Origin of the sequence: Candidatus Litorirhabdus singularis (genome assembly GCF_026262625.1) — a bacterium.
Lineage (GTDB): Bacteria > Pseudomonadota > Gammaproteobacteria > Pseudomonadales > Halieaceae > Litorirhabdus > Litorirhabdus singularis.
In genome coordinates this window covers 300196-313159 of sequence record NZ_SHNN01000001.1, presented here as the reverse complement: position 1 = coordinate 313159, position 12964 = coordinate 300196, and the positions used below count along the sequence as shown (strand labels likewise).

Below are 12964 nucleotides of genomic sequence, written 5' to 3'. Positions count from 1 at the left end.
CCTGCATTGCTGCGTAACAAAAACGGCGCGAGACTGGGTGACGGTTCGCGCCGTTTTTTATGCGCGTTAGTCAGGGGTCAGCTACTTGTTCCTGGCGGGTCCAGCCGTTACTCAGGCGAGCTTGGCTTCGATGCGGCGAATAGCGTCTGGTAATTGCTGCAGTTTGGAGATTTCCTCGTCAGCCGGTTCGCCTCGAGGCCAGCGCCAGTCGCCGGAGTTCATCCATACGGTAAATAAGCCAACCTGTTTGGCACCGTAAATGTCGTGATGCGGATTATCCCCCACATGAACTACCTGATGGTTGTCTACCTGGGCAGCACTCATGGCTGCATGAAACATGTCTGGTAGCGGTTTGCTGGCGTCTACTTGCTCGGCGCTGAACGAAAAGTCAAAGCAGTCGCCCAGTTCCAGTTTGAATATGTCAGCATTGCCGTTAGTCAGCGCGCCCAGTTGGTACTCCTTGGACAGTTGCTGCAGCACATCGAGCGCCTGCTCGTAAGGTTGCACCTGGTGGCGCAGTTCCATAAAAACATCGAAGGCCGCCTGAGCACCGGCATTTGCGTTGTCACTGTCGTAGCCAGCTGCCAGCAGCATGGCTTGCACCGCACTAATCCTGATGGCGCTTATCTGATGGGCCAGCTCAGGGTGTTGCTTGTAGTGAGTGACCCGGAAGTCGCGCATGGCCTGAGGGTTGAACTTGCGCGTTACTGCCGGGCGATGTTGTTGCAGCCATAAGTACTGGGCCTGTTCCGCGCGCAGCAGTGCTGGCTCAACGTCCCACAGGGTGTTGTCCAGATCAAAGGTAATCAGTTTGATGGGTGATGCGGGCATGTTTCAGTCGGTGTCCGTGCGGCGTTTGCGGGCGCGAGGGTGGGCTTTGTCATAGACGTTGGCCAAGTGTTGAAAGTCCAGATGGGTATAGACTTGTGTGGTCGAGATATTGGCATGTCCGAGCAGCTCTTGCACTGCCCTGAGGTCACCACTCGATTCCAGCATATGACTGGCAAAACTGTGGCGCAGCATGTGCGGGTGAACGTCTTGCTGCATCGCGTTACCGCGGCCTAATTGCTGTAGCCGGGCCTGAATGTTGCGGTGGCTAATACGGCGTCCACGATTACTGGTGAACACCGCTTCTTCAGTGTCCAGCTTGGGCCGCAATTCCAGCCAGCGTCGGATAGCTGCCAGAGCCGGCCCCCCCACAGGCAGCTTACGGGTTTTATTGCCCTTGCCGGTGACGGTTACCATACCCTCGTTAAGATCGATGTCGTTAATGTCCAGCGCGGCTAACTCGGCCAGACGCAAGCCGGAAGAATAGAATAGTTCCGCCATGGCCTGATCGCGCAGCGCGGTGGGGTCGTCGCCATTCTCCGCCAGTAGTTGCGTGACTTGGTCGGCGTCCAAAGTTTTGGGCAGGCGCCGTGGTCGTTTCGGTGCCTGCACGCCTATGGCGGGATTGTGCTCCAGTCCATGCGCGCGCCCCAGATAGCTGAACAGGCTGCGAACGGCAGACAGGTTGCGCGCTATGGAAGCGCTGGCCAGGCCGCGACGGTGTAGATCGCTGGAGTAGCGGCGCACGGCAGCACTGTCTATGTTGATGGCGCTCTGGAGTTGTTGCTCTTCGCAAAAACCTGTCAGCCGGCGCAAGTCGCGGCCGTAGTTACTCAGAGTGTGCTTGGACAACTGGCGGGCATCGCGAAGATAGGATAAAAACTCCGCGATCTGCTGCGCCAGTGGCTCAGCCACTGATACTACTTTCCAGTTTGGGTAGCAGTCGGACCAACACCTCGGCGACGTGATTGAGGAACATAGTGCCCATGTTAGAGGTGTAGTAGCTGGGATTACTGTTGCCGACGGCAATAACGCCAAGTTCAGTCTGTGCCACCAGAGGCATTACTGCGGCCGAACCGATACTGTCGGCTGCAGGAAACAAGTAGCTCAGCTCCTCTCTACGAAGCGTACCGCAGGTCGCTTTGCCGTTTTTCAGCATTGAGCCGATTTCGATGTTGGCGCTGTCGCTTGATTCTATGCGGCACCCCTCGCTGCTGTCGGCGGGATCGCCAAACAAGATAAAGCTGGTGTACTCAACCTCAAAATCGTTTTTCATCGCGTGATTGAAGGCAGCGGCCAGTTCTGCTCTGGATTTTGCTTCCAACAAGGCAACCACCAGCGTGCGGGTATTCGCGAACAAACTATCGTTGGTGCGGGCATGGTTGGTGAGATTATTGTTTCGTTTGCGCATTTCAATATTGCGCTCCCGCAGTACACTGACCTGTTTCTCCACCAGTGATACGGCCGAGCCGGAGCCGTGGCTTATGTGCAGATAGTCGAGCATGTCCGGGTGGCGCTCGAAAAAGTCTTCATGCTGTTTCAGATATTCGCGCACGCTTTCATCATCGAGCTCGTCGCTCTGGGGTTGTGGTTGAGTATTACTCATAGACGCACACTTCCTTCAAATACTGTGGTGGCTGGCCCGGTCATAATAACCGGATGACCCGCGCCTGCCCATTCAATTTCTAGGCTACCGCCGGGTAGGTTGACCTTCACGTGGTTGTCGAGCAGTCCTTGCACATTGCCGGCCACAACGGCCGCGCAGGCGCCGGTGCCGCAGGCGAGAGTTTCGCCAACTCCGCGCTCATAAACACGCAGATTGATCTCTCCGCGTGACACAACTTGCATAAAGCCGGCATTAACCTTACGCGGAAAATCAGGGTGTTGCTCAATCAGGGGACCCAGCTGTGCAACCGCCGCAGTGTCGGTATTATCGACTCGAGTGACGGCATGGGGGTTGCCCATAGAGACGGCTCCAATAGACAGACTTTGACCGTCCACCAGCAGCTCATAGCTGGGAGCCTGCTGCTCGGCGCGAAAAGGAATGTCCTGTGGCGTTAATACCGGCTGCCCCATGTCGACTTCAATCTGATTGTCTGAAATAACCCGCAAGTGAATGATCCCGGCGGATGTCTCTACCGAGATGCTGTGCTTGTTGGTGAGGCGTCGGGCGCGCACGAATCTGGCAAAGCAGCGGGCGCCGTTGCCGCACTGCTCTACTTCATCGCCATCGGCGTTGTAAATGCGATAGCGAAAATCGACGTCCGGATCTTGCGGTGGCTCTACGACTAGTACTTGATCACAGCCAATACCAAAGCGGCGGTCGGCCAGCTTGCGAATATGGCGCGGTCGCAGATTGAAATGCTGGGTTACCAGATCAAGTACAACGAAGTCATTGCCAAGGCCATGCATTTTGGTGAAATTGAGAATCATGACTGCTCTTTGTGTGTGGGTATGGCTTAGCCAAAACCCAACCCCTCCGTGACCGCTATAGTTTGGTTTTACCGCGCTAATGGGTCGTTATGTCGATTTAAATGCGCGTCAGGTTGTGGTGGCGGATAACTGAGGCGGTTTCTGGCGACGATTGTATCACCGTTTCGGCGATATTCTCGCGCGACAAAGTACCAGTGGAGCAGGGCGGAGGCTTGCTGGATCGCTACAGAGAGCCGTCTGGTCAGGTTATTTCGGCGCCGGTAGTAAGTGTTCACCGCGCCACAGGTCGGCAAGGGTTTCGCGCTCCCGCACCAGATAGCACTGATCACCGTCGACCATTATTTCTGGGGCGCGTGTGCGGCTGTTGTAGTTGGAGCTCATGGTGAAACCATAGGCGCCGGCGCCTTTGATCGCCAGCAGATCGCCAGCAGCAATGGCCAAATGTCGTTCTTTGCCGAGAAAATCACCCGTCTCACAGACGGGTCCGACCACGTCATATTGCGCTGTCTCGCCGCTACCCGCCTCACTGATTGGGACGATATCGAGCCATGCCTGATAGAGCGCCGGCCGAATCATGTCGTTCATAGCAGCATCGACTATAGCGAAGTTATTGACGCTGTTGTGCTTGATGATGTTGACTGTGGTCAGTAAGACGCCGGCATTGGCGGTTATCGAGCGACCGGGTTCAAATAGTAGTTGCAGTGGGCGGTCACCCACTTCGGAGCGCAGCGCTGCTATGTAGTCGGAAATTTCCGGTGGCTGTTCATCGCGATAGCGCACGCCCAGCCCGCCACCCAAGTCGAGGTGGCGAATAGTCACCCCTGCTTCCGCTAGTTGGTCAATTAGCGTCAGTAAGCGCTGCAGCGCGTCGATAAACGGGCTGATCTCGGTTAGCTGCGAACCTATGTGGCAGTCGACGCCCAACACTTCCAGGTGTGGCAGTTGCGCCGCACGCTGATAGATCTCGAAGGCCTCCTCCATGGCAATGCCGAATTTGTTTTCACGCAAGCCGGTGGAAATATAGGGGTGGGTGCGGGCATCTACATCCGGATTAATACGCAGGGAAACCGGCGCCTTGCGCTGCATTTCCCCCGCCACTTCATTGAGCATCTCTAGTTCTGGCGTCGACTCTACGTTAAAACAGTGAATGCCGGCAGCCAGTGCCTGGCGCATGTCGGTTGCGGTTTTGGCGACTCCTGAATAGACGATTTTGTCAGGATCTCCGCCGGCTTGCAGCACTCGCTGCAACTCGCCAATAGAGACAATATCGAAGCCCGCGCCGAGTCGCGCCAGTGTGTCCAGAACGGCCAGATTACTGTTTGCCTTCACTGCATAGCAGATTAGGTGGTCGGCGCCGTCTAACGCCTGTTGGTAGGCGAGGAAATTGCGTTCCAGGCAGGCTCGCGAGTAAATATAGGCGGGCGTGCCGAACTCCTCAGCTATTTTGGTGAGGGCAATATTTTCGGCGTGCAGTGCACCGTCGCGGTAAGTAAAGTCATTCATCAGCAGGCTGCGCTATTCAGTGGAGGGGGCGGCAGGGTCTGCGGTGGGCTCTGGCTCTGATGCCGTTGGCGCCATCGTTTCGTCCTGCGGGATGTATAGGGGGCCCATCTGGCCGCAAGCGGCTAGTCCGATACACAGTATGATAGTAATTAGTAGCAGGCGCATTGTGGGTCCCCGAATTCGGCGGGCATTATACCTTTGTGTGGTATCGCGCGCGAGGCGGCATTATGATGACGGTCTTTTGGTCAGACGGTTAATCCCATGCAGGAATCTGAGTTCAACAGTCGCGTAGAGTCGACTCTGGAAACGCTGGAGCTTGCTCTGGACGTAATGGCGGACGAGCTCGACTATGAAACCAGCGGTGGTGTGCTGACGGTAACCTTTGAAAATGACACCAGCATGGTGTTTAGCCGACAATTGGGTAATCACCAATTGTGGGTGGCGGCGCGCAGCGGCGGTTACCACTTTAGCTACGATGAGGCGGCCGGCGACTGGCGCTGCACCCGCAGCGGCGATTTGTTCAGCGAGTTTGTGACAACGCAGATGCGTGAGCAGGCTGGGGTTGAATTCAGTTTTTAACCGCCACCTAAGAATGAATAGCGGTAGTTAACAGTTAGGGGTAACAGCCGCCGTTAGCGGCTGCGTGAGGCCACTTTTTCCCGCGCGCGTTCTGCTGCCGCCCTGACTTGCGCTGGTGCGGTGCCGCCAAGGTGGTCTCGAGCCGCTACCGAGCCTTCCAGCGTCAGAACCTCAAAAACGTCTTCCCTAATATCGGGGCAGAAGCCCTGTAGTGTCTCCAGAGTCATCTCTGCCAGATCAAGGCCTGTGTCCACCCCGTGTCCCACTGCCATGCCCACCACCTCGTGTGCGTCCCGAAACGGCAGCCCGCCGCGGACCAGGTAATCTGCCAGATCGGTCGCAGTGGAAAATCCACGCAGCGCGGCCTCGCGCATGACATCTTTCTGCGGAATGATAGCCGGAATCATATCGGCGAAAGCGCGCACGCAGTCCAGTACCGTATCGATTGTGTCGAACAGGGGCTCTTTGTCCTCCTGATTGTCCTTGTTGTAGGCCAGTGGTTGGCTTTTCATCAGCGTTAACAAAGAGACCAGGTGACCGTTGACGCGGCCGACTTTGCCGCGGACCAACTCGGGAACGTCCGGGTTTTTCTTCTGAGGCATGATAGAAGAGCCGGTACAAAACCGGTCTGGCAGCTCAATAAAGTTAAACTGTGCCGAAGTCCACAGCACCAATTCCTCGGAAATACGTGACATGTGGGTTAGCAACAGGGCGGCGAAACTGCAGAATTCGATAGCGAAATCCCGGTCCGATACCGAGTCCAAAGAGTTCTCTGTGGGTTTGTCGAATCCCAGCGCAGCCGCAGTTTGCTCGCGGTCTATAGGGTAGGTGGTGCCTGCCAGAGCGGCTGCGCCCAGCGGCGACTGATTAAGTCGGCTACGGCAGTCCTGCAAGCGTCCATAGTCGCGCTGCAGCATCTCGTTCCAGGCCAGTAGGTGATGGCCAAAGACAACCGGCTGTGCGGTTTGCAGGTGCGTAAAACCGGGCATCAGTGTATCGGCCTGAGTTTCGGCAAGATCAATGATGCCCTGCTGCAGCCGATCAATTTCCAGACTGATGGTGTCGATCGCGGCGCGCAGGTACAGCCTGATATCGGTAGCCACCTGATCGTTACGTGAGCGGCCGGTATGTAGTTTTTTGCCTGCAACTCCAATCAGTTCAGTCAGTCGCGCTTCAATGTTCATGTGTACGTCTTCCAGCGCCACGGACCAGGCGAAGGTTCCCGCGTTCACTTCGTCCAAAATAGTGGCGAGGCCAGACTCGATGTCCTGCAGCTCCTGATCGTTGAGTACACCGATGCCATGCAGCATGGCGGCGTGCGCCAGTGAGCCCTGGATATCCTGAGGCGCCATACGCTGGTCAAAGTTGACCGAGGCGGTAAAACGCTGCACAAACTGGTCGGTGGCTTCACTGAAGCGACCACCCCAGAGCTTACTGGTTTGATCCTTGTTACTCATTGACGTATGGCTCTCCGAGCTTGCTGAGTAGGGTTAAGAGTGCAAGTATACCAGCTAAGTATTTGAGCAGAGACGCTAATAAGGGGCTTTTTCCCATGGTCGCAGGGCAAACGCGGGTTGAATCACCTCGCGACTTCTACATTCCCAACCTGTGCAGTGCCGAGTCGGTCATTGTTATGGTCATCCTGGCACAGTTGCTGGTGGTGGTGTATGTGCTGGGAGATAGCCAGCTACCCAGCTTTGATTGGACCGGGTTGGCGCTTGCGTCGCTGTTTGTGCAGTGGATCGTGCTGTTGTGCGCAGCTGTGTTGTGTGCAGCACGCAAAAGCCTGGGTCGTCTGCAATTACTGACAGGGGTGTTGGTCAGTATGGCGATCATTCAATGCGTTACTGTGCTGTGCAGCCTGGTTGCGCGCAATCTTCTGATGGCGATTGATTACTCGATGCTGGATGGTTGGTGGGTGGTGCGCAATCAACTGATGGCGTTGGTGATTGGCGGCGTGACGCTGCGCTACTTCTTTTTGCAGCAGGAAGTACGCTTGCAGGAGCAGGCGGAACTGGGTGCTCGGCTAGAGGCTCTGCGAGCGCGCATCAGACCCCATTTTCTGTTCAATAGCATGAACAGTATTGCCAGCCTCATTGAATCGCGTCCGCAGCAGGCTGAAAAAGCGGTTGAGAATCTTTCAGAGCTGTTTCGCGCTAGCTTGATGGAAGATAACGAAGATACCAGTGTCGCCGATGAGCTGCGCCTGTGCCGCTTGTATCTGGATATAGAACAGCTTCGGCTGGGTGATCGTTTGCGCGTCGACTGGCAGGTGGACGAGGGGCTGCTCTCCCAGCTTATGCCAACGCTTATTCTGCAGCCATTGGTGGAAAATGCGGTCTACCATGGTGTAGCGCGCCTGCCCGAGGGAGGCTGTGTGGAAATAGCCCTGGGACGCAGTGGCGATCAGTTACGGGTGGTAGTGTGCAACCCACTTCCGCCTGCGGGTGCTGACCAAGGTGCTGGTCATCAAACAGGCCACAGTATGGCGCTGGACAATATACGACAGCGCCTGGCGGTCCTGTATGGAAATAATGCCAGCGTCGATATTGAGCGTTCGACCTCTTTTCACAAGGTGACACTGGCGTGGCCGGCGCGGGGCGGGTCATGAAAATACTGGTGGTGGATGATGAATTGCTGGCGCGCGAGCGTTTGCTCAGGCTATTGCGCAAACTGGTACCGGAGGCCACTCTCAGCGAAGCTGCAACCGGCACTGAGGCGCTGGAGTGCGTTGGCTCCGAGACACCCGATCTGCTGCTACTGGACATTCGGATGCCGGGACTTGACGGCATAGAGGTGGCCCGGCGAGTGCAGGCGTTAGAGCAGCCTCCCGCGATTATTTTTTGCACCGCCTATGACCGCTATGCACTGGATGCTCTGCAGCAGCATGCCGTAGCCTATTTACTGAAACCGGTGCGGGAAGAACAGCTGGCGGAAGCCATTGAAAGTGCGAGCCGTATTAATCGTCTGCAGTTGAATGCCCTGGCCAATGCCGAAGGGCGGCGAACTCATATCAGTGCTGCCTCTTATCGTGGTGTAGACATGGTGCCGTTAGAGGATGTGCGTTGCCTTATAGCCGGAGACAAGTACGTGACGGTGCATCACACCGGGGGGGAGCTGCTGATACCAGATTCGCTGAAGGAGCTGGAACAGGAGTTTGGTGAGCGATTGCTGCGGGTGCATCGCAATGCACTGGTGGCGGTTGAGCATGTGTTGGGTCTGCGCCGTGACTCCAATCAGGGCTGGCACGTGCAACTGGCGGATAGCGCTATCGCACCGCAGGTTAGCCGGCGTCACCTGGCTAGCGTTAAGGAACGTTTGCGGACGCGTTAAGGTCATCACAGGGATGCGACATTCAGGGTCTGCTGCCGTAGAATGACGGCTGTTTCCCCGCAGCTCAGGTTACCTCAAAGAAGAATGTCTAACACCGTGATAATAGCTACCCGTGAGAGTCAGTTGGCGCTGTGGCAGGCCGAGTATGTTAAAGCCCGATTGGAGGCGGCGCACCCGGGATTGCAGGTGAAGCTATTGGGCATGACTTCACGCGGGGACCAAATACTGGATTTGCCGTTGGCGAAGGTCGGCGGTAAGGGTCTGTTCGTCAAGGAGCTGGAAACAGCTTTGCTTGAAGGTCGTGCCGATATTGCGGTGCATTCAATGAAAGACGTACCGATGGAGTTCCCTGCCGGGCTCGAGTTGGCTGTCATTTGTGAACGTGAAGATCCCTCAGACGCTTTCGTCAGTAACCGTTACGCCAGTATCGATGAACTGCCCGCGGGCTCCGTGGTGGGTACATCAAGCCTGCGCCGGGAGTGCCAGCTGCGCGCCAGTCGCGCTGATCTGCAGGTGAAGTTTTTGCGCGGCAACGTCAATACCCGGCTGCGCAAGCTGGATGAAAATGAATATGATGCCATTATTTTGGCATCGGCTGGCCTGTTGCGACTGCAGATGGCTGAACGTATCCGTCAGCGCCTGCCGTTGGACTTTTCGCTACCTGCTGGTGGCCAGGGCGCCGTGGGCATTGAATTGCGCAGCGCAGATACCGCCACCGCTGCACTGCTGGCGCCCTTGCATCACCACGCCAGTGCCCATTGTGTGATTGCTGAGCGGGCGGTGAATACCCGCCTGCAGGGCGGCTGCTCGGTTCCTATTGCCAGTTTTGCGCAGTATGTTGCCGGCGAGAGTGATCAAATCTGGCTGCGAGCACTGGTGGGTCGCAGTGATGGAAGCGAAATTTTGCGGGCGGAAGGTTATGCGACAGCTGCAGATGCTGAGCAGTTGGGCCTGCAAGTGGCTGAGCAATTGCTTGAACAGGGTGCCGCAGACATCCTGCGTGACGTGTGAGTTTCCCTACGGTTTTAGTGACTCGCCCGCAGGGGCAAAATGAAGCTCTTTGCGCGGGAGTCAAAGCACTAGGTCTGGAGCCAAGGGAAATGCCGCTGCTGGTTATAGAGGCGTTGCAAACCCTATCCTACGAGGCGCAGCAAGCGCTGGAACAACTGGCTAGTTTTAGTCACCTCATCTTTGTTAGCGCGAATGCCGTGCGGGTGGGTATGGACCGTATCAATCAGCGTTGGTCTGAGCTGCCGGCAGAGCTGAGCTGTTACTGTGTCGGGGCAGCATCAGCGGGTTTATTGCAGAGCTACGGAGTGACCGCGGCGTATCCGCTTGAGGCCATGACCAGTGAAGGCCTATTGGCGCTGCCTGGTTTGGCGAACAGTCACGGGGAGCGCGTGCTCATTGTGAAGGGCGAAGGTGGGCGTGAGCATTTGCAGCAGCAATTGCAGGCGCGCGGGGCGGCGGTAACTACACTGCCGGTGTATCGGCGCTTGCCCTTTTGGTATACCGATGTTGAGCTGCAGCAACTCTTGGGGGAGCCGCGCCCGCTGGCGATGTTGGTCAATAGTGGCGAATCTTTGCACAATATGGTGTCATTGCTGAACAGAGGCGCTGCACAGGGCGGACTGGACAGTCTGTTGGTGGTGCCTGGGCAGCGAGTTGCCGGGTTGGCTGGTGAACTGGGGTTTACCAATATTGAGGTGGCCGGGAACGCTACCGACGGAGCGATGCTGGAGGCGCTGGCGCAACGGCTGGCCGGAGAGGTTAAAAGTGGAAGAAACAGATAAAAAACCTGACAACGAGCGTACCGATGCCGCTGACTCTGCAGATGCTTCAGAAGATGAGGCACTGTCGGAAGCGAATCAGTCCGCTGCTGCGGACACCGAAGAAAGTGATATCGCGACGACCATCGTAGAGTCGGATGAGCCGAGCACACGGTTGGACGAGCCTGCTGTTGCGACGACCGTACCTACGCTAGAAGCCGCACCTGCGCGTAAATCAGGTGCTGCAGTGCTGCTTGCGGTAGTAGCACTGTTGCTGGCGCTTGCTGCTGCGGGTGGCAGCGGCTGGATGTTCTATCAGGGGCAGCTGTTGGAACCAACAGCCGACCTTACGGCTGACTTGAACCGGTTACAAAATCAACTGGCGGCGTTGCAGCAGTCGGCGGCGGTGCAGCAGCGAGAGATAGGCGAGAACCTTTCGGCCCAGCAACAACGGCTGCAACGGCAGCTGGAACAAAGCACAGCTGATTATGAGCAGCGTTTTGCGGCATTGCAGGATGGCCAGAACAATCAACGTGAGCGCTTGCTGGAGTATGCGACTACGGATCGTTCAGACTGGATGTTGGCCGAGTCGGAGTATCTGCTGCGGTTAGCCAATCAGCGCATCATAATGGCGGCAGATGTACGCAGCGCCAAAGCCTTGCTGCAGAGTGCTGACCAGATATTGCTGGAACTGGATTCTGCAGACCTGCTGTCAGTGCGCGCCGCCATCGCCGCCGATCTGGCCGCACTGCGTGCCGTACCGGCAGTCGATGTGGAAGGAACCTGGCTGCGTTTACAGGCACTGGTGGGACAGATCGACGCTTTGCGCTTGTTCGAACTACCGGAGCAGGATGCGCTGACCACCGGGCCTGCTCCCAGCGGCGATTGGCAGCAGCGACTGCAACAGGGAGTCGATTCGGCGGGTTCGAAACTCTCGCGCTATATTGTGATTAACCGGCGTGATACGCCCTACGAACCCATGATGGGCCCGCAGTGGGAGCAACTGGTCAGGCAGAATCTGCGCATGTTGCTGGAGCAATCACGGGCAGCGTTGTTGTCTGGTAACCAGCAGTTGTATCAGCAGAGTCTTACCAATTGTCGCTTTTGGCTGGCGGAGTTTTTCAATCAGGATACTGCCGGTGTAGCGGCGCTGGATACTGAGTTGGAGGCCTTGGCGGGGGTGACGGTGACCCGCAGTTATCCGGATATCAGCACTTCAATGATGGCAGTCAAAACCGTGATAAATACTCGCCATCTCGCCTCAGGGGGAAGCTGAGTCATGCGGCGCATGTTCCTCTGGGTCATTATCGCTCTGCTGGGCGGCGTCGGGTTGGTGGCTTTGATCGAGTCCGACCCCGGCTACGTATTGCTGTCCTATGAAAATTTCACGCTGGAGACCAGTATCTGGGTCGGGCTGTTCCTGCTGCTGCTGCTCAATTTTGCGGTGTATGGCCTGCTGCGTTTGTTGCGGCGACTGATGGCCAGCCGCGGCTATTTGTCTTTGTGGCTGGGCGATAGACGTTTGGCCCGGGGTCGTCGGCTTACCGGATTTGGGCTGATTAACTACATGGAAGGCAATTGGGCGCGGGCCAGTCGCGAACTGGTGCGCGCGGCAGAAGACTCTGACAGCCCAGCGGTAAACTACCTGTTGGCAGCACGCGCGAGCCGGGCCAATGGCGAAAACGATAAGGCTGAGCGCTATCTGGCGGCCGCCGAACGTATTGACGCTAAAGCCACCAAAGCGGTGGGTATATCGCGCGCCGAACTCTTACTGGATTCCGGGCAGACCGCTGCCGCGGCCCAGGTGCTGGAGGGCTTGCGTCTGGCCTACCCCAAAGATACTCGCATTCTAGGTATGTTAGTGCGCGCGCTGCACGTATTGGGTGACTGGCAGAAGCTGCAACCATTGATGGCTGAGGTGCGTAAGTTTGAACTGTTCGATGAGCCGCAGCGGCAGGTTTTGGATCTGGCCACGTGCACCGGTTTGCTGCAGGATGCTGACTCTGATGTGGCAGCACTGGAGCAAGTATGGAACGGGTGTTCCGAGTCGGTGCGTGCCGACGCCGGCTTTGTCGCGGCCTACTGCGATAGGGCAATGACCGCTGGTGCCACTGTGTCCATTGAAAAACTGCTGCGTCGCACCCTGAAACAACAGTGGAACGCTGAGCTGGTGCGACTGTATGGCGTTATCCTACCCGGGAAAGATGCAGGCAAGCGACTGGCGGTAGCAGAGGGCTGGTTGAAAAAGCACCCTAATGATGCCGATCTGTTGCTGTGCCTGGGCCGCTTGGCGCTGTCAAATAAGCTTTGGGGTCAGGCAAGAGAATATTTTGAAAAGGCGCAGGGCTCGCGCCCAACAGCCGAAGGTAATGCCGAGCTGGCGCGCTTGTTATTTAGCCTGGGAATGCGTGAAAAAAGTGCGCAAGAGTATCGAAATGGGTTGCTCCGGCATTACTCCCTGCCAGACTTGCCGCAGCCCTCTGCTGGCCAGACCTAGGCTGAGTAAAGCAGCCGCGGGC

14 protein-coding genes are annotated in these 12964 nt (G+C 56.9%); 7 read left to right on the top strand and 7 right to left on the bottom strand.

Going from position 1 to position 12964, the window contains the following annotated elements; translation table 11 throughout:
• Window positions 1–111 precede the first annotated feature (111 nt).
• The 6 genes from EYC98_RS01500 to lptM form a co-directional block, all read right to left on the bottom strand.
• On the bottom strand, window positions 112–831 hold the full coding sequence (locus EYC98_RS01500; protein WP_279243531.1) for an HAD family hydrolase: 720 nt from the start codon (window positions 829–831) through the stop codon (window positions 112–114).
• A gap of 3 nt (window positions 832–834) precedes the next feature.
• The gene (gene xerC, locus EYC98_RS01495) at window positions 835–1743 is read right to left on the bottom strand and encodes a tyrosine recombinase XerC (protein WP_279243530.1); all 909 of its coding nucleotides are present in this window, start codon (window positions 1741–1743) and stop codon (window positions 835–837) included.
• Window positions 1736–2434: a DUF484 family protein gene (locus EYC98_RS01490; protein WP_279243529.1), complete on the bottom strand. Its 699-nt coding sequence runs from the start codon at window positions 2432–2434 to the stop codon at window positions 1736–1738. Before EYC98_RS01490 ends, xerC begins: the two co-directional genes overlap by 8 nt.
• Window positions 2431–3261, bottom strand: a complete 831-nt coding sequence (gene dapF, locus EYC98_RS01485) for a diaminopimelate epimerase (RefSeq protein ID WP_279243528.1) — start codon at window positions 3259–3261, stop codon at window positions 2431–2433. The genes EYC98_RS01490 and dapF overlap by 4 nt, the downstream gene beginning before the upstream one ends.
• 246 nt (window positions 3262–3507) lie before the next feature.
• A complete protein-coding gene (lysA, locus tag EYC98_RS01480; protein ID WP_279243527.1) occupies window positions 3508–4764 on the bottom strand; it encodes a diaminopimelate decarboxylase in 1257 nt (418 codons plus the stop codon).
• A 12-nt stretch (window positions 4765–4776) separates the two neighbouring features.
• A complete protein-coding gene (gene lptM / locus EYC98_RS21695) occupies window positions 4777–4929 on the bottom strand; it encodes an LPS translocon maturation chaperone LptM (RefSeq protein WP_420887155.1) in 153 nt (50 codons plus the stop codon).
• Between the two features lie 96 nt (window positions 4930–5025).
• On the opposite strand from lptM, the gene cyaY reads away from it, so the two are divergent.
• On the top strand, window positions 5026–5343 hold the full coding sequence (gene cyaY, locus EYC98_RS01475; protein WP_279243526.1) for an iron donor protein CyaY: 318 nt from the start codon (window positions 5026–5028) through the stop codon (window positions 5341–5343).
• A 53-nt stretch (window positions 5344–5396) separates the two neighbouring features.
• Here the strand turns inward: cyaY and argH are convergent, their stop codons facing one another.
• Window positions 5397–6800, bottom strand: a complete 1404-nt coding sequence (argH, locus tag EYC98_RS01470) for an argininosuccinate lyase (protein WP_279243525.1) — start codon at window positions 6798–6800, stop codon at window positions 5397–5399.
• A 95-nt stretch (window positions 6801–6895) separates the two neighbouring features.
• Here argH and EYC98_RS01465 point away from each other — a divergent pair, with 95 nt between their 5' ends.
• The 6 genes from EYC98_RS01465 (at window position 6896) to EYC98_RS01440 (ending at window position 12942) form a co-directional block, all read left to right on the top strand.
• Entirely contained in the window at window positions 6896–7954 is a 1059-nt protein-coding gene (locus EYC98_RS01465) for a sensor histidine kinase (RefSeq protein WP_279243524.1), read from the top strand.
• Window positions 7951–8676, top strand: coding sequence for a LytR/AlgR family response regulator transcription factor (locus EYC98_RS01460; RefSeq protein ID WP_279243523.1), 726 nt, complete (start codon window positions 7951–7953; stop codon window positions 8674–8676). Before EYC98_RS01465 ends, EYC98_RS01460 begins: the two co-directional genes overlap by 4 nt.
• A gap of 84 nt (window positions 8677–8760) precedes the next feature.
• Complete coding sequence (gene hemC / locus EYC98_RS01455; RefSeq protein ID WP_279243522.1) at window positions 8761–9687, top strand: hydroxymethylbilane synthase; 927 nt, start codon at window positions 8761–8763, stop codon at window positions 9685–9687.
• On the top strand, window positions 9684–10469 hold the full coding sequence (locus EYC98_RS01450; protein ID WP_320415535.1) for a uroporphyrinogen-III synthase: 786 nt from the start codon (window positions 9684–9686) through the stop codon (window positions 10467–10469). The genes hemC and EYC98_RS01450 overlap by 4 nt, the downstream gene beginning before the upstream one ends.
• Window positions 10453–11721, top strand: a complete 1269-nt coding sequence (locus EYC98_RS01445; protein ID WP_279243521.1) for a uroporphyrinogen-III C-methyltransferase — start codon at window positions 10453–10455, stop codon at window positions 11719–11721. Before EYC98_RS01450 ends, EYC98_RS01445 begins: the two co-directional genes overlap by 17 nt.
• Before the next feature lie 3 nt (window positions 11722–11724).
• The gene (locus tag EYC98_RS01440; protein WP_279243520.1) at window positions 11725–12942 is read left to right on the top strand and encodes a heme biosynthesis HemY N-terminal domain-containing protein; all 1218 of its coding nucleotides are present in this window, start codon (window positions 11725–11727) and stop codon (window positions 12940–12942) included.
• Window positions 12943–12964: the final 22 nt, after the last annotated feature.